This is a genomic window from Microbacterium sp. VKM Ac-2870 (assembly GCF_015350795.1).
Classification (GTDB): Bacteria; Actinomycetota; Actinomycetes; order Actinomycetales; family Microbacteriaceae; genus Microbacterium.
In genome coordinates this window covers 345010-360891 of the sequence record NZ_JADKSH010000001.1, presented here as the reverse complement: position 1 = coordinate 360891, position 15882 = coordinate 345010, and the positions used below count along the sequence as shown (strand labels likewise).

The window sequence follows — 15882 nt, the reverse complement described above, 5'->3', positions numbered from 1 at the left end:
GGGATCAGAGCATCTCCAGGTTGCTCTTCAGCTCGAACGGCGTCACCTGCGCGCGGTATTCCTGCCACTCGCGGCGCTTGTTCAGCAGCACGTAGTTGAAGACCTGTTCGCCGAGCGTTTCGGCGACGAGCTCGGACTCCTCCATGTACTCGAGCGCGTGGTCGAGGCTGGCGGGCAGCTGCGCGTATCCGAGGGCGCGGCGTTCGGCGTCGGTCAGCGACCACACATTGTCTTCGGCCTCGGGAGGCAGCTCGTACCCCTCCTCGATACCCTTCAGGCCCGCCGCGAGCATGAGCGCGAAGGACAGGTAGGGGTTCGCGGCAGAGTCGAGCGCGCGGTATTCCACGCGGGTGGACTGGCCCTTGTTGGGCTTGTACATCGGCACACGCACCAGCGCGGAGCGGTTGTTGTGGCCCCAGCAGATGAAGCTCGGGGCCTCGTCGCCGCCCCACAGGCGCTTGTAGGAGTTGACGAACTGGTTCGTCACCGCGGCGATCTCGTTCGCGTGCGTGAGCAGGCCCGCGATGAACTGACGGCCCGTCTTGGAGAGTTGATACTGCGCGCCCTCTTCATAGAACGCGTTCTGATCGCCCTCGAACAGCGACATGTGCGTGTGCATGCCGCTGCCCGGCTTGCCGGAGAGGGGTTTCGGCATGAACGTCGCGTAGACGCCCTGCTCGATCGCCACCTCCTTGACCACCGTGCGGAAGGTCATGATGTTGTCGGCGGTGGCCAGAGCATCCGCGTAACGCAGGTCGATCTCGTTCTGGCCCGGGCCGCCCTCGTGGTGGCTGTACTCCACCGAGATGCCGAGGTCTTCCAGCATGCGGACGCTCCGGCGACGGAAGTCGTGCGCCGTGCCTCCGGGAACGTTGTCGAAGTAGCCGGCGGAGTCGACGGGTTCGGGGCCGTCGGCGCCGAACGACGACGACTTCAGCAGGTAGAACTCGATCTCCGGGTGCGTGTAGAACGTGAACCCGGCATCCGCCGCCTTGGCGAGGGTGCGCTTGAGCACGTGGCGCGGGTCGGCGACCGCGGGCTGCCCGTCGGGCGTGGTGATGTCGCAGAACATGCGCGCCGTCGGGTCGATCTCGCCTCGCCACGGCAAGATCTGGAACGTGGTGGGGTCGGGGTGAGCGAGCAGATCCGACTCGTACGACCGGGTCAGACCTTCGATCGCCGAGCCGTCGAAGCCGAGGCCTTCGGTGAACGCGCCCTCCACCTCGGCGGGGGCGATCGCGACCGACTTCAGGGTGCCGATCACGTCGGTGAACCAGAGGCGGACGAACTTCACGCCCCGCTCTTCGATCGTGCGCAGTACGAAGTCCCGCTGCTTGTCCATCGCGTCCTCTCACATGCCGCTTCGAAGGGAAGCCGGGCCGAAGGCCAGACTATCGGTCCGCGTCGGTGATCGACGCGCCGCCGGACGTGCGTCAGTCGTTCTCGCGCGCGTCGTCTTCGGCCCAGGCCCGCGATCGCTCCGCGAGCAGCTGAGGCGCCTTCGCCGCTTCTTCTGCGGTGTCGAAGGGGCCCGCACGGTCGATCGCGGGCGACTCGAAGCCTCGCTCGACGGCACCGGTGGTCAAGTTGTACCAGTACTTCTCGTCGCCTGATGTCATGGCACGTCCTTCCAGTGGGAGCTCTGGCTCGATCCTAACGATCGAGACCGACGACCTGGATAGGCTGGACGCCATGACGACGAAGACGACCCGTGCGGTCGGAGTGGACATCGGCGGCACCGGCATCAAAGGCGCTCTCGTCGATCTCGAAAAGGGCGAGTTGCTGAGTGATCGCGTGAAGGTGGCGACTCCCGCGGGAGCCGAGCCCGACGATGTACTCGCCGCCGTGCAGAGCGTTCTCGACACGCTCGGCGTGACCGACGCGGACATCCCGCTGGGGGTCGCGTTTCCCGCGATCGTGAAGAACGGCAAGACACTCTCGGCGGCCAACGTCGCGGAGACGTGGGTCGGATTCGAGGCGGAGAAGTTCTTCGAAGACGGGTTGGGACGCGAGATCCACTTCGCGAACGACGCCGACGTCGCGGGGATCGCCGAGGTCCGCTACGGCGCCGCGCGCAACGTGCCCGGCCTCGTGATGCTGACCACCCTCGGCACGGGAATCGGCACGGCGCTGCTCTACAACGGCACGCTCATTCCGAACGCCGAGCTCGGTCACCTGCAGCGCGCACACCACGGGAAGGATGCCGAGGCGTGGGCCGCCTACTCCGCGATGGAGCGCGACGAACTCACGTGGAAGAAGTGGGCCCAGCGCCTGCAGTGGTACTACAGCTACCTCGAGTTCCTCCTCAGCCCCGATCTGTTCATCGTCGGCGGAGGCGTCTCCAAGCACGCCGATGAGTTCCTGCCGATGCTGAAGCTCACGACGCCGATCGTCCCGGCGACGCACCGCAACAACGCGGGGATCATCGGCGCTGCGGCGCTGGCCGTGTCGTAAGAAGGGCGAATGGGCCGGCCTGTACGCCGGGTTCTGTCCGGGAGCTTGCGCTCCGTGGACGGTCATCTCTCTCGGCGACACGTTGCCGTGCCGCTCCAGCGGCCTACCCGGGGACTCAGCGAGCCGCGTCGGCATCCCCTGTCTGGCCTTGCTCCGGGCGAGGTTTACCGTGCGGGTCGTGTCACCACGACCCCGGTGGTCTCTTACACCACCCTTTCACCCTTACCCCGACGCTCCGACGAGCGGAGTCCGGGGCGGTCTGCTCTCTGTGGCACTGTCTCGCGGATTGCTCCGGGTGGGTGTTACCCACCGCCCTGCCCTGTGGAGCCCGGACGTTCCTCGGTGCGGGATACCCCGCCACGCGACCGTCCAGCCGACCCATTCGCTCTCGCCAGTCTAGTCGCTGCCGTCCGTGTCGACGTGATACGGTGTGGGCACGAGGCCCGGCTGGGGGGTTGGGCTCGCATCGCCTGGGGGAGGCAATCATCATGCGTAGCTATGCGCTGTCCGCTGTTCTTGCTGTCGTTTTGCTGTCGGGGGGTGCGACGGCTGCGGCCGCTGCGGAGCCGCCGGGCAACTACGGCTCCGACACGCCGTCCGCACCGTCGTTGAGCGGTTCCATGGTCGCACCGGAGTGCGACGCCAATGTGCCGTGGATCGACTACTCGGTCGTCCTGACCGACCCGGACAACACGACCACGAGCCACGAGGCCAAGCTCATCCTGAGCGACGGTGCGCAGTCGACGACGATTCCGCTCGGCGAGATCGTCAACGGCACACTCTCGGGCCGCGTGCTGTGGCCGGGCGCGTCGGTGGACGCCAACGGTGTCGGCAACGGGTGGCCAGGCTGGGCGTTCGAGAACGGTCAGTGGGTCGCGTCGAGCGGCAACTTCGCCTGGACCCGCGGCGACATCTCCGCAGTGGTCGAGGTGAACCCGTCGTTGCGTGTCGCGTTGTCGTACCCGCCGTCGACGGCTGCGTGCCTGACGGACCCGGCAGGGGTTGCCACGTCCGCAGCGATCGCCGCGGCCGGCATGTCGCTGCCCGCGACCGGCGGCAACCTGGCTGCGGTGCTGCCTCTCGCAGGGCTCGCGGCCACGCTCCTCGTCGCCGGCGGAGCTCTGCTGTACGTGCGCCGCGTGCGTCGCGTTCGTGACTAATCAAACCGAGGTCGCCGCACTGTCCGTCGCACCGGCGCCGGCACGCGCGCGGCGGCGTCGCGTCGCGATCGTGGCAATCGCGGTCGTCATCGCCGTTCTCGTGGTCGCGGGCTGGCTGGCCATCCGTGGAGGGATGGCCGCCAGCCAGCTCCAGGCGGCGGCGCGACTGGAGCCGGAACTCTCGTCAGCGGTGGCGTCCGGCGACCTCGCCGCGTTGTCGTCCGTCACCACGCAGCTCCATGACCACGCGGCTCGCGCCGCCGATCTCACGTCCGACCCGATCTGGAGAGCCACCGAGGCCATTCCGGCGGTGGGGGCGAACACGGCGGCGGTGCGGGTCCTCGCCACGAGCGTGCGCGACATCTCAGCCGCGGCGGAGCCCGCGCTGGCGGCGGCGACGCGACCCGCCGAGAGCGATTCGGCGGCCGATCTGTCGCGAATCCGGGGCGTGGCTGGTCCCCTCGGCGATCTCGCCGACACCGTGGCGCGTGCTGAGGGCGATGTGCGGTTGCTCCCCACGGACAGTCTGATCGGGCCGCTGCGGAGTGCGACAGAACGCATCCGTGCCGCGTTGACGGCCGGCTCACCGGTGTTGACCGATGCCGCCGGCGCTGCTCGTGTCCTTCCCGGCATGCTGGGCGCCGACGGTGATCGGACGCTTCTGGTCATGGTGCAGAACTCGGCGGAGGTGCGAACCGGAGGCGGGATCACGGGATCGTTCATCGCCGTACACGCCGAGGGCGGTCGGCTGCAGGTCGTCAATCACGTCGACTCGAACTCGTTCCCGCGTCTGTCCACCCCGATCGCTGCGCTGCCGACCGACCTGACCTCGCTGTACGGCGATGCACCGGGTCGATTTGTCATGAACGCGACGATGACTCCGGACTTCGACCTGAGCGCGCGCCTGGCGACGGCGTGGTGGCAATCGCTGGGCAACTCCGCTCCGGACGCCGTGGTGGCCGTCGACCCCTCGGTGCTCGCCGCGCTGCTCGATGTCACCGGTCCGTTGGCGCTCAGTGACGGCACCGTCGTCGATCGGGCGGACGTGGTCAACGACATCCTCGTGCTGCCGTACCTCGACAAGACCCCTTCGGAACAGACCGCCCTTCAGACCGATCTGACAGACACGCTGTTCTCGCAGCTGACGTCGGCGCCGATCGACCCGCTCCGGTGGGTGAAGGCGCTGGGAACACCGGCAGCGCAAGGGCGGATCTCCGTGTGGAGCGCACACGCCGACGAACAATCGGTGCTGGAGGGCGGGCCGATGGGCGGTACTCTTGCGCGTTTCCGCGCTGCCGGTGCGGATGCTGTCGGTGTCTACTTCAACGATGCGACCACGGGCAAGATGGACACCTACCTGCACACACGTATCGCGCCGATGGTCACGTCGTGCCGCGCCGACGGGGCTGCCGAAGTGTCGATCGCGGTGACGTTGCGCAGTGACGCTCCCGCCAATGCGGGCAGCTTCTCCGCGTCGATGATCGGTGCCGCCAACCCCGCACGCCCCGGCGACATCACGACGGATGTGACGACGGTGGTCCCCTCGGGGTGGTTCTTCGCAGGCGTCACCGTGGACGGCACCGCGGTCTTGTCCACTGATGTCGACGGGGGCGAGTTTCCCGCCTCCCTGGCGCGGGTCACTCTCGAACCGGGGGCGTCTCAGACCGTGACCTTCCGTTTCCTCGTGAAGGGCGGATCCGAGGTGCGACCGACGATCGTGCATACGCCGATGATGAACGACGTCGCCGTCACCGCGACCGCGTTGCCGTCCTGCGGCTGAGCGACCGTCAGTCCTTCGCCGCGTCGTCGGCGATACGCAGATCGAGCGGAAAGTCGATCGCGAAGTCACCGAAGAGCAGGCGAGCGGCCGCGTCCGCCGCCTGGCGCACGTGGTTCGCGACGGCATCCGCGTGGGCCGCCGGTGTATGCACGATGATCTCGTCGTGCAGGAAGAACGCGAGGTGTGCGCGGCGTGCGAATACGGGGCCGGAACGAGGTGCGGATGCCGCCTCGTCGACCGGCGGTAGCGAGGCCAGGCGCCGGCGCAGATCGGCGAGCCAGGCGAGAGCCCACTCGGCCGCGGTCCCCTGCACCACGAAGTTGCGGGTGAACCGTCCGCGATCGCGCGCACTGCGGCGAGCCCTCGTGCGGTCGGCCTCCGTCGCGTCGGGCAGAGCTGCGGCGGCCTGGACATCCCGCCAACCCGTCGATGCTCCTGGGCTCGATCTGCCGAGCCACGTGGACACGACACCGCCCTGCTCCCCTGTGGCTGCCGCGGCATCCACGAGCCCCATCGCGCGAGGGTAGGCGCGACGCAGCGCGGGCACCAGGCGACCGCTGTCTCCCGTCGTTGCGCCGTACATGGCGCCCAGGACGGCGATCTTCGCTTCTTGACGACTGTTCACGACGCCGCTCGCGACGATGCCCTCATAAAGATCGCGATCCCGCGCCGCGGCAGCGAGGGCCTCGTCTGACGCCATCGCGGCGAGGATGCGCGGTTCCAGCTGGGCGACGTCGGCCACCACGAGCCGCCATCCCGGATCGGCACGGACGGCACGGCGAAGATGACGAGGAATCTGCAGCGCGCCGCCTCCCGACGACGCCCAGCGTCCGGTCACGACTCCCCCGGGTACGTACACCGGGCGGAAGCGGCCGTTGGCGGCCCACTCGTCCAGCCACGCCCATCCGTTCGCGCTCATCAGTCGCGTCAGTTTCTTGTAGGCGATCAGTGGCGCGATGACCGGGTGGTCATACTCCCCCAGCTCCCAACGGTTCGTCGACTCCGCCGGGATGCCGACGCGATGGAGACTGCGAAGGAGCTTGGGCTGCGAGTCCAGACTCGCGGAGGCATCGCCGAGCGCCTCACGCACGGTCGCCGCGAGCGCGCTCACTTTGGCGGGCAGCTCTCCGGGTGTCGGCCGCGGGCCGAGCAGATCTTCCAGGAGGGACTCGTGCGCCGCGCGGTCCCAGGGAAGGCCGGCTGCATTCATCTCTGTGGCCAGCAGAGCTCCGGCCGACTCGGCCGCCAACAGCAAGCGCAGGCGGGCCGGGTCCGTCGACGCGCGCACGGCCTGCTTCTGCCGCACGAATTCGGCGAGAACCTCGTCGGGATCGTCAGGGATGCCCGTGGCGACGGGAGCGTCCCACTCAAACAGAGCCGGCGCAGCGGCCACGGCGGGCTCGTCGGCGACGGTCTCCCACTGGGTGGCCGCGCGCACGGGCGTCGCGTCGCGCACCAACGCGCTGTCGCGCAGGATCGCGTGACCCAGGCGCAGGTCGTAGCAGCGGGAGATCGCCACCTCGGCGCCGAGTGCACGCGGGTACCAGCGGTTCGTATCCGACCACACCCATCGTGCGTCGTCACCGTCGATGCCCCCGTGCCACCAGCTGTCGAGGGGGCGGCTCTCCACGTGCTCGACTTCGAGGTCGGCATTCAGCGTCGTGACGATCGCGTGCGACTCGACCTTCGCGACCAGGCGCCAGCGCGGTGGGCTCGGGGCCTCCGCGCTGGAAGCGGTCACAGCCCGGATTCGTCGGTGCGCACCAGGATGCCGCCGCACTCGGGACAGGTGAGCACATCGTCGTCGGCGGCCTGTCGCACGGTCTGCAGGTCGGTGCCGGAGAGCACCATGTTGCAGCCCTCGCACGTCCGTCGGCGCAGGAGGCCGGCGCCGACACCCCGTGAAGCCAAGCGCTCGTACATCGCCAGAAGATCGGTGGGTACGCGCGCCGCGATGGCCGAGCGGTCGCGTGATGCAGCCTCGCTGCGCGCGACGGCCGCAGCGACGGACTCCTTCGCGGCAAGGCTCAGTCGGGTGCCCTCGTCATTGGTCTCCGCGATCGCGGCTTCGTGCGTGGCGATCGCAGACTCCGCGGCCTCGATCCGTTCCATGAGGTCCAGCTCGGCATCCTCGAGGTCGCTCTTGCGCTTCGTCAGCGAGGCGAGCTCGTGCTCGAGGCCCTGAGCCTCCTTCACGTTGGACGTGGCGGCAAGGCGTTCGGTGTCGCGGGCGATACGCGCATCGACGAGCGCGACGTCGGATTCGAGCCGGGTGAGCTCGGCCTTCACGTCATCGCGGGCGCCCAGAAGCGTGGTCAACTCTGCCGACTGCGACTGGCGCTGAGCGAGCAGTTCGTGCACGCGCGAAGCCTGCTCCGGGTTGCGGCGGGCGTGTTCGGATTGGCGAATCACGGCGTCGAGGCTCGCGATCTCGAGCAGGAGCTGCTGGTCAGCGGGTCGGGACTTCACTGTCCCAACCTACCGCGACCCAACCTGCCGCGACCTGCGCACCGAGGTTCCGGTGTCCCCCGCCTCCGCACTACGATGATCAGCCTGACCGCGGGGAAGCGACCATGATCCGCGGAGTCCGCAGAGGAGGCGCACATGAGCGTGATGCGAACGAAGTCGGTCGAACGATCGATCGCCGACACCGAAGAGCCGGAGTTCCGACTGCGCAAATCGCTGTCGGCCCTCGATCTCACGGTCTTCGGCGTGGGAGTGGTGATCGGTGCGGGCATCTTCACCCTCACCGGCCGGGCTGCGCACGAGGTGGCCGGCCCCGCCGTCGTGCTGAGTTTCATCGTGGCTGCGATCGCCTGTGCGCTGGCGGCGATGTGCTACGCGGAGTTCGCGTCGACGGTGCCCGTCTCGGGATCGGCCTACACCTTCTCTTACGCATCTCTCGGCGAACTGTTCGCCTGGATCATCGGGTGGGATCTGATCCTGGAGATGTTCCTCGGGGCGAGTGTGGTCGCCCAGGGGTGGAGTGCCTACCTCGGCGTGCTGCTCGGCCAGATCGGCATTCCGCTGCCACCCGCGATCGGATACGGCGGCGTGGTCGACGTGATGGCGATCGTGCTGGTCATCGTTCTCGGCGCACTCATGACCTTCGGCATCCGCGAGTCGATGCGGGTCAACCTGGTCTTGGTCGGAGTGAAGCTGTTCATCGTCCTGTTCGTGATCGTCGCGGGCATCCTGTTCGTGAACCCCGCCAACTACACGCCCTTCGTTCCGGATGCCGCGCCGCGCGAGGTCGCGACCGGACTCATGCAGCCTCTGTTGCAGTTCCTCTCCGGGTCGGCGCCGATGGCCTTCGGTGTCGGCGGCGTCTTCGCCGGAGCGGCGCTCGTCTTCTTCGCCTACATCGGCTTCGATGTCGTCGCGACGACGGCTGAGGAGACCAAGAACCCGCAGCGCGATCTTCCGATCGGCATCATCGCGTCCCTCGTGATCTGTACGGTTCTGTACTGCGCCGTCGCGCTGGTCGTGACCGGCATGGTGCGCTACGACGAGCTGGACCCCGCGGCCGCGCTCGCCAATGCCTTCACCCACCACGGCCAAGGGTGGATGGCGACCGTCATCTCCGCCGGCGCGGTGGCAGGTCTGACCACCGTGGTGCTCACTCTTCTCATCGGGGCGACGCGCATCATCTTCGCGATGTCGCGCGACGGTCTGCTGCCGCAGAAGCTCGCCAAGGTGCATGCGACCCGGCGGACGCCCTGGGTGATCTCGATCATCGTGACCGTCATCGTCGCCCTCGTCGCCGGTCTCACGCCGATCGGCGTGCTCGAGGAGATGGTCAACATCGGAACGCTCTCGGCCTTCGTTCTCGTGTCGGTCGGCGTGGTCGTCCTCCGGCGTACCCGCCCGGATCTGAAGCGCGGCTTCAGGGTGCCGTGGAGTCCGGTGCTTCCCTTGCTGGCGGCGACGATCTGCGTGTACCTGATGCTCAACCTCACCGTCGAGACATGGTTGCGCTTCCTCATCTGGCTCGTCATCGGGTTCGTCGTGTACTTCGCCTACTCGCGCGGGCACTCCCGGCTCGGAAAGGATGCCGATATCTACATCAACCCTGCGGATCCGCGCGTCGTCGGTCGGGATTGAGTCGCCTCCGCTTCCTCGTAGACTGAGGAGGTCAGGGCCTTTAGCTCAGCTGGTAGAGCGCCACGTTTACACCGTGGATGTCGTCGGTTCGATCCCGGCAGGGCCCACGGAGGACGTCGCCCTCGAACGTCGCTCGTGCGCGGCGCAGAGCCGGCGTGCCGCCCGTTCCCTGGCGATTCCGCTGGGCTGACACCGCACGTCGGGGCCTCGCTCCGCACGCGTCCGGGGGTGCGCCAGTATGACTAGGCTGATCCAGGGTGCGTTGTCGACGCTGCACAAAGCCGCGCGCATCTGAAGCCCCATCCCTGGCACGATCTGCCAGACGACGAAAGGTGTCTCGTGACGGTCAACGATCAGGATCCGTACTCCCAGGGACCGCAGGACAGCGACCCCGAAGAGACGCACGAGTGGCAGGAATCGCTGCAGCAGCTCGTCGACAGCAAGGGGGCGGGGCGCGGTCGGGAGATCATGCTCAGCCTGCTGAATAAGTCGCACGAACTGCAGCTGAACGTTCCCCAGGTGCCCACGACGGACTACATCAACACGATCGCCCCGGAGAATGAGCCCGAGTTCCCCGGCGACGAGGAACTCGAGCGTCGCTACCGGCGCTGGATCCGCTGGAACGCCGCGCTCACCGTGCACCGCGCTCAGCGGCCCGGCATCGGCGTCGGCGGCCACATCTCCACGTACGCCTCGTCGGCGTCACTGTACGAAGTCGGCTTCAACCACTTCTTCCACGGTCTCGATGACCCCAGCGGCGGCGACCAGATCTTCATCCAGGGCCACGCCTCCCCCGGCATCTACGCCCGCTCGTTCCTGGAGGGTCGCCTGTCGGCAGACCAGCTCGACGGCTTCCGGCAGGAGAAGTCCAAGGCTCCCGTCGGCATCCCCTCGTACCCGCACCCGCGCCTCATGCCGGAGTACTGGCAGTTCCCGACGGTGTCGATGGGCCTGGGGCCGATCAACGCGATCTACCAGGCGATGACCAACAAGTACCTGACGAACCGTGGCGTCAAGGATCTCTCCAACTCGCGCGTGTGGGCCTTCCTCGGCGACGGCGAGATGGACGAGGTTGAAAGCCGCGGCCAGCTCCAGGTCGCCGCGAACGAGGGCCTCGACAACCTCACGTTCGTCGTCAACTGCAACCTGCAGCGTCTGGACGGACCGGTCCGTGGAAACGGCAAGATCATCCAGGAGCTCGAGGCGTACTTCCGCGGCGCCGGCTGGAACGTCATCAAGGTCGTCTGGGGCCGTGGCTGGGACGAGCTGCTGCAGCTCGACACCGACGGAGCGCTCGTGCGCCTCATGAACACGACCCCCGACGGTGACTTCCAGACGTATCGCGCCGAGGATGGCAAGTTCATCCGCGATCACTTCTTCGGCCGTGACGAGCGCACCGCCGCCATGGTCGGCGACTGGTCCGACGAGGACATCTGGGGAAAGCTCCGCCGCGGAGGCCTGGATTACCAGAAGCTCTACGCCGCGTACAAGGCGGCGACCGAGCACAAGGGTCAGCCCACCGTCATCCTCGCCAAGACGATCAAGGGCTACGGGCTCGGTCATCACTTCGAGGGCCGCAACGCGACCCACCAGATGAAGAAGATGACGCTCGACGACCTGAAGCACTTCCGCGACTCGATGCGCATTCCGGTCAGCGACGCTCAGCTCGAAGAGAACCCCTACGCGCCGCCGTACTTCCACCCCGGTATGGAAGACGAGACCATCCAGTACATGGTCGAGAAGCGTCGCGCCCTAGGCGGCTTCCTCCCCGAGCGTCGCACGCACCATGTGCCGATCACGCTCCCCGACGACAACGCCTACGCGCTGCCGAAGAAGGGTTCCGGTACGCAGGAGGTCGCCACCACGATGGCGTTCGTCCGGCTCCTCAAGGACCTGCTGCGCTCGAAGGACTTCGGCAACCGCATCGTGCCGATCATCCCCGACGAGGCGCGCACGTTCGGCTTGGACGCGTTCTTCCCGACGGCGAAGATCTACAACCCCAACGGACAGAACTACACGTCGGTCGACCGCGAGCTGCTCCTGGCCTACAAGGAGAGTCCGCAGGGTCAGATCATGCACGTCGGCATCAACGAGGCGGGCGCGGTGGCGGCATTCACCGGCACGGGAACGTCGTATGCGACGCACGGCGAACCGCTGATCCCGGTCTACATCTTCTACTCGATGTTCGGCTTCCAGCGCACCGGCGACGCCCAATGGGCGGCGGCCGACCAGATGGCCCGCGGATTCATCATGGGCGCGACGGCCGGACGCACGACGCTGACCGGTGAAGGTCTGCAGCACGCCGACGGCCACTCCCACCTGCTCGCCTCGACCAACCCGGCGACGGTGTCGTACGACCCCGCCTACGGCTACGAGATCGCGCACATCGTGCGCTCGGGCCTGGAGCGGATGTACGGCGGCAACCACCCCGACCCCAACGTCATGTACTACATCACGCTCTACAACGAGCCGCTGGTGCAGCCGGCGGAGCCCGAGGGCGTCGACGTCGAGGGCATCATCCGAGGCATCCACCGCATTTCGGAGGGATCCGGCGACGGTCACCGCGTGCAGCTGCTGGCTTCGGGTGTCGGCGTGCCGTGGGTGCTCGAAGCGCAGCAGCTGCTGCGTGACGACTGGGGCGTGGCAGCCGACGTCTGGTCGGTCACGAGCTGGACGGAGCTGCGCCGGGACGGACTCGCCGCCGACGAGCACAACTTCCTCAACCCGCTCGCCGAGCCGCGCACCGCGTACCTCACCGACAAGCTCCGTGACACCGCGGGCCCCGTCCTCGGCGTCAGCGACTACATGCACGCGGTGCAGGATCAGATCCGCGAGTGGGTCCCCCGCCGCTACGTCACGCTGGGCGCCGACGGATTCGGATTCTCCGACACCCGCGCGGCCGCACGTCGCTTCTTCAAGATCGACGGCCCGTCCATCGTCGTGCGCGCGCTGCAGGCGCTGTCCGAGGAAGGACATGTCGACCGGTCGCTGTCGGCTCAGGCGATCGAGAAGTACCGTCTGCACGATGTGACGGCAGGAACGAGCGGAAACGCCGGCGGCGAGAGCTGACCGGTTCGATGCCCGCCCGCCCCACGCCTCAGGAGAAGGCGGAGACACTCGCGTGGCTCCGCCGGATCTCCGGGGATCTGGCCACGGCGACCATCCAGCGTCTCGAAGAGTCGCTGTCGTGGTACGCCGACATGCCGCCGGCACGCCGCTCGGCGGTAGGCCTCGTGGCGCAGGCGGGCATCGCTTCGTTCATCCAGTGGTACGAAGATCCGGGCGCGACGCCGTGGATCGCGGCGGACATCTTCGCCGCCGCGCCCCGTGAGCTGCTGCGCAGTGTCAGCTTGACGCAGACGTTGCAGCTCATCCGGGTCACGGTCGCCGTTACCGAGGAACGTGTGGCCGGCCGCGCGGAGGACCTCCGCGAGAGCATCCTGCTGTTCTCCCGAGAAGTCGCGTTCGCCTCCGCCGATGTGTACGCGCGGGCGGCCGAGGCGCGTGGCCTGTGGGATGCGCGTCTGGAAGCGCTGGTCGTCGATTCGATCCTCACCGGAGAAGCCGACGAGGAGCTTCCGAGCCGCATCGCCGCCCTCGGCTGGCACGGACACGGCGAAGTCGCGGTGTTGGTCGGCACGACTCCCCCACAGCTCGACGTCGACCATCTGCGTCGCCTGGCCCGCAAGCTCGGCGTCGACGTGCTGATCGGCGTTCAGGGGTCGCGCCTGGTGCTGGTGATCGGTCGCGCTGTGCTGCCGGGACGTGAGCCGGTCGCCGAAGAGCTCCCCTTCCCGGAGATCGCTCGCCGTCTCGAGCCCGGGTTCGGTGCGGGCCACCTCGTGCTCGGGCCCACCGTTCCCGCTCTTGTGGATGCCGGGCTCAGCGCCCGTGCCGCGCTTGCCGGCTTCGCGGTCGCCGGCGCGTGGCGGAACGCCCCGCGCCCCGTCGAGGCCGACGACCTGTTGCCCGAGCGCGCGCTCGCTGGTGACGCCATGGCGAAGGCGACGCTCGTCGAGCGGATCTATCGCCCGCTGCAGGCGCATTCTGCCGACCTCGTGGCGACGCTGTGGAGCTATCTCGACAACGGGCGCTCCCTCGAAGCCACAGCGCGCGAGCTCTTCGTGCATCCCAACACCGTCCGCTATCGGTTGAAGCGCGTCTCCGACGTGATCGGGTGGGACGCCACCGGACCTCGTGAGGCCCTCATCCTGCAGACCGCGCTGATCATCGGGTCGATCGGCACGGAGGCGACACGCCGGCGCGGAAGCGCGGCCCGTCGGGCCGTTCGGTCCGAGTAGGAGCCCACCCGCCGGCGCCCACTCGCTCGGCTTTGTCGCCTCGACACAAAGCTTTCGGCTTTTGTTGTGACGTGCCCGCCACCACGGCGGCCCATTACTTGGAAGGATAGGCAAGTGATCATCACCGTCTTCCCTGGACAGGGTTCGCAGACCCCGGGCTTTCTCGAGCCCTGGCTCGAACTCGACGGCGCTCGTGACCTGTTGGACGCCTACGCGTCCGACGCCGAGGTCGACCTCGTCGCCGCGGGCACCCGATGGGATGCGGATCGCATCCGCGACACCGATATCGCTCAGCCGCTCATCGTTGCGGCAAGCCTCCTCTCCTACGGTGCGCTGCGCGCTGCTGCCGGTGATGCACCGGATGGCGTCGCGGGCCACTCCGTCGGCGAGATCGCCGCGCTCGTCGCCGCAGAGGTGATCCCGGCCGAGATCGGAATGCGCCTCGTCGGTCTCCGCGGCCGTGCGATGGCCCAGGCCGCCGCACTCCAGCAGACCGGTATGAGTGCCGTGCTCGGCGGCGACCGCGACGCGGTTCTCGCGCTGCTGGATGAGCTGGCTCTCACTCCCGCCAACCACAACGGTGCCGGGCAGATCGTCGCCGCCGGTGCGCTCGACGCGCTGAGCGAACTGAGCGCGCACCCCGTCGCGGGCAGCCGCGTCATTCCCCTGCAGGTGGCCGGAGCCTTCCACACCTCCTACATGGCGCCTGCCGTCGATGCGCTCCGCGCGGCGGCTGCGGACGTCTCGGCATCCGCCCCGACCGTTGCCCTGTGGACGAACCGTGACGGCTCGCGCGTGACCGATGGTCGGGTCGCGCTCGATCTGCTCGTCGACCAGGTGTCCTCGCCGGTGCGGTGGGACCTCTGCATGGAGTCGTTCGCCGATGCGGGCGTCACCGGCATCATCGAGCTCGCACCCGCCGGAACCCTGACGGGGCTCGCCAAGCGCGCCCTGCGCGGGGTGCCGACCGTGGCCGTGAAGACACCCGACGATCTCGCGGCCGCGGCCGCCTTGCTGACAGGAGGCGACGCGTGACCCACGCGCCCACCCGGCCCACCCTCGTCCAGGCGACGGGACCCGCCCACACCCGCATCTACGCCTACGGCGCGGCGCGCGGCGAGAACGCCGTGCCCAACGACGATCTGGTCGGCCCGATCGACTCGAGCGATGAGTGGATCCGCCAGCGCACCGGCATCGTCACGCGTGTGCGCGCGGATGCCGGGACCACCGCGATCGACCTCGCCGCCGATGCCGCGGCGGAGGCTGTCGCGACGTCCGGCGTCGACCCGGCACTCATCGACGCCGTCATCGTCGCGACGGTCTCCAATCCCAAGCAGACCCCGTCGGTCTCGGCGATCGTCGCCGATCGCATCGGCGCCAACCCTGCGGCCGCCTATGACGTCAACGCCGCGTGCGCAGGCTTCGCCTATGGCGTCGCTCAGGCGGACGCGCTCATCCGGGCGGGCTCCGCGCACTACGCGGTGGTCGTGGGTGCGGAGAAGCTCAGCGACATCGTCGATCCCACCGATCGGTCGATCTCCTTCCTTCTGGGCGACGGCGCCGGCGCGGTCGTCGTCGGTCCGAGCGACTTCCCCGGCATCGGGCCCACCGTGTGGGGCTCGGACGGCTCGAAGGCCGACGCCGTCGGCATGAACCACACGCTGGTCGAGTTCCGCGACGGCAAGGCCCCGTGGCCCACGCTTCGTCAGGAAGGGCCGACCGTGTTCCGGTGGGCGGTGTGGGAGATGGTGAAGGTCGCCCGGCAGGCTCTCGAAGAGGCCGGCATTCAGGCGTCGGATCTCGCCGCCTTCGTCCCGCACCAGGCCAACATGCGCATCATCGACGAGTTCGCCAAGCAGTTGGGCCTTCCCGAATCGGTGGTCATCGGCCGCGATATCGAGACGACCGGCAACACCTCCGCGGCTTCGATCCCGCTCGCCACGCACCGACTGCTCGCCGAGCACCCCGAGGTATCGGGCGGGCTGGCCCTTCAGATCGGCTTCGGCGCGGGCCTCGTGTTCGGCGCGCAGGTCGTCGTTCTTCCCTGACGGCCTGAGATACCTGGCCGCGCCAGCGGTCGCAC

General features: G+C 68.4%; 12 protein-coding genes, 1 tRNA gene and 1 other RNA gene. 9 read left to right on the top strand and 5 right to left on the bottom strand.

What is annotated here, in order from left to right:
• Positions 1 to 4: 4 nt before the first annotated feature.
• Together glnA and ITJ43_RS01765 are read right to left on the bottom strand one after the other, a co-directional pair.
• Positions 5 to 1342, bottom strand: coding sequence for a type I glutamate--ammonia ligase (glnA, locus tag ITJ43_RS01770; RefSeq protein ID WP_194581541.1), 1338 nt, complete (start codon positions 1340 to 1342; stop codon positions 5 to 7).
• A gap of 91 nt (positions 1343 to 1433) precedes the next feature.
• Entirely contained in the window at positions 1434 to 1619 is a 186-nt protein-coding gene (locus ITJ43_RS01765; RefSeq protein WP_194581539.1) for an SPOR domain-containing protein, read from the bottom strand.
• A gap of 73 nt (positions 1620 to 1692) precedes the next feature.
• On the opposite strand from ITJ43_RS01765, the gene ppgK reads away from it, so the two are divergent.
• Positions 1693 to 2454, top strand: coding sequence for a polyphosphate--glucose phosphotransferase (ppgK, locus tag ITJ43_RS01760; protein WP_194581537.1), 762 nt, complete (start codon positions 1693 to 1695; stop codon positions 2452 to 2454).
• A gap of 6 nt (positions 2455 to 2460) precedes the next feature.
• Here the strand turns inward: ppgK and rnpB are convergent.
• An RNA gene (gene rnpB / locus ITJ43_RS01755) (RNase P RNA component class A) lies at positions 2461 to 2835 on the bottom strand.
• A gap of 107 nt (positions 2836 to 2942) precedes the next feature.
• On the opposite strand from rnpB, the gene ITJ43_RS01750 reads away from it, so the two are divergent.
• Complete coding sequence (locus ITJ43_RS01750) at positions 2943 to 3614, top strand: LPXTG cell wall anchor domain-containing protein (protein WP_194581529.1); 672 nt, start codon at positions 2943 to 2945, stop codon at positions 3612 to 3614.
• Positions 3607 to 5394 carry a DUF4012 domain-containing protein gene (locus ITJ43_RS01745; protein ID WP_323741092.1) on the top strand — a complete coding sequence of 596 codons (1788 nt, stop codon included), beginning with the start codon at positions 3607 to 3609 and terminating at the stop codon, positions 5392 to 5394. Before ITJ43_RS01750 ends, ITJ43_RS01745 begins: the two co-directional genes overlap by 8 nt.
• A gap of 7 nt (positions 5395 to 5401) precedes the next feature.
• Here ITJ43_RS01745 and ITJ43_RS01740 read toward each other — a convergent pair whose 3' ends face one another.
• Together ITJ43_RS01740 and ITJ43_RS01735 are read right to left on the bottom strand one after the other, a co-directional pair.
• Positions 5402 to 7135, bottom strand: coding sequence for a bifunctional 3'-5' exonuclease/DNA polymerase (locus ITJ43_RS01740; RefSeq protein WP_194581528.1), 1734 nt, complete (start codon positions 7133 to 7135; stop codon positions 5402 to 5404).
• The gene (locus ITJ43_RS01735) at positions 7132 to 7863 is read right to left on the bottom strand and encodes a zinc ribbon domain-containing protein (protein ID WP_194581527.1); all 732 of its coding nucleotides are present in this window, start codon (positions 7861 to 7863) and stop codon (positions 7132 to 7134) included. The genes ITJ43_RS01740 and ITJ43_RS01735 overlap by 4 nt, the downstream gene beginning before the upstream one ends.
• 135 nt (positions 7864 to 7998) lie before the next feature.
• Between ITJ43_RS01735 and ITJ43_RS01730 the strand changes: the two genes are divergently transcribed.
• From ITJ43_RS01730 to ITJ43_RS01705, 6 genes are all read left to right on the top strand, one after another.
• A complete protein-coding gene (locus tag ITJ43_RS01730; protein ID WP_194581526.1) occupies positions 7999 to 9498 on the top strand; it encodes an amino acid permease in 1500 nt (499 codons plus the stop codon).
• 34 nt (positions 9499 to 9532) lie between these two features.
• Positions 9533 to 9605: transfer RNA gene (locus tag ITJ43_RS01725), tRNA-Val, on the top strand.
• Between the two features lie 232 nt (positions 9606 to 9837).
• Positions 9838 to 12567 (top strand): pyruvate dehydrogenase (acetyl-transferring), homodimeric type, encoded by a 2730-nt coding sequence (aceE, locus tag ITJ43_RS01720; RefSeq protein WP_194581525.1) that lies wholly within the window; start codon positions 9838 to 9840, stop codon positions 12565 to 12567.
• Positions 12568 to 12575: 8 nt separating this feature from the next.
• Positions 12576 to 13799 (top strand): PucR family transcriptional regulator, encoded by a 1224-nt coding sequence (locus ITJ43_RS01715; RefSeq protein ID WP_194581524.1) that lies wholly within the window; start codon positions 12576 to 12578, stop codon positions 13797 to 13799.
• A 114-nt stretch (positions 13800 to 13913) separates the two neighbouring features.
• Entirely contained in the window at positions 13914 to 14834 is a 921-nt protein-coding gene (locus ITJ43_RS01710) for an ACP S-malonyltransferase (protein WP_194581523.1), read from the top strand.
• A complete protein-coding gene (locus tag ITJ43_RS01705) occupies positions 14831 to 15847 on the top strand; it encodes a beta-ketoacyl-ACP synthase III (RefSeq protein WP_194581521.1) in 1017 nt (338 codons plus the stop codon). Before ITJ43_RS01710 ends, ITJ43_RS01705 begins: the two co-directional genes overlap by 4 nt.
• The last annotated feature ends 35 nt before the right edge of the window (positions 15848 to 15882 follow it).

Coding starts and splice junctions, on each gene's coding strand:
- glnA (WP_194581541.1), bottom strand. CDS start 1,342: ATGGACAAGCAGCGGGACTTCGTACTGCGCACGATCGAAGAGCGGGGC.
- ITJ43_RS01765 (WP_194581539.1), bottom strand. CDS start 1,619: ATGACATCAGGCGACGAGAAGTACTGGTACAACTTGACCACCGGTGCC.
- ppgK (WP_194581537.1), top strand. CDS start 1,693: ATGACGACGAAGACGACCCGTGCGGTCGGAGTGGACATCGGCGGCACC.
- ITJ43_RS01750 (WP_194581529.1), top strand. CDS start 2,943: ATGCGTAGCTATGCGCTGTCCGCTGTTCTTGCTGTCGTTTTGCTGTCG.
- ITJ43_RS01730 (WP_194581526.1), top strand. CDS start 7,999: ATGAGCGTGATGCGAACGAAGTCGGTCGAACGATCGATCGCCGACACC.
- ITJ43_RS01715 (WP_194581524.1), top strand. CDS start 12,576: ATGCCCGCCCGCCCCACGCCTCAGGAGAAGGCGGAGACACTCGCGTGG.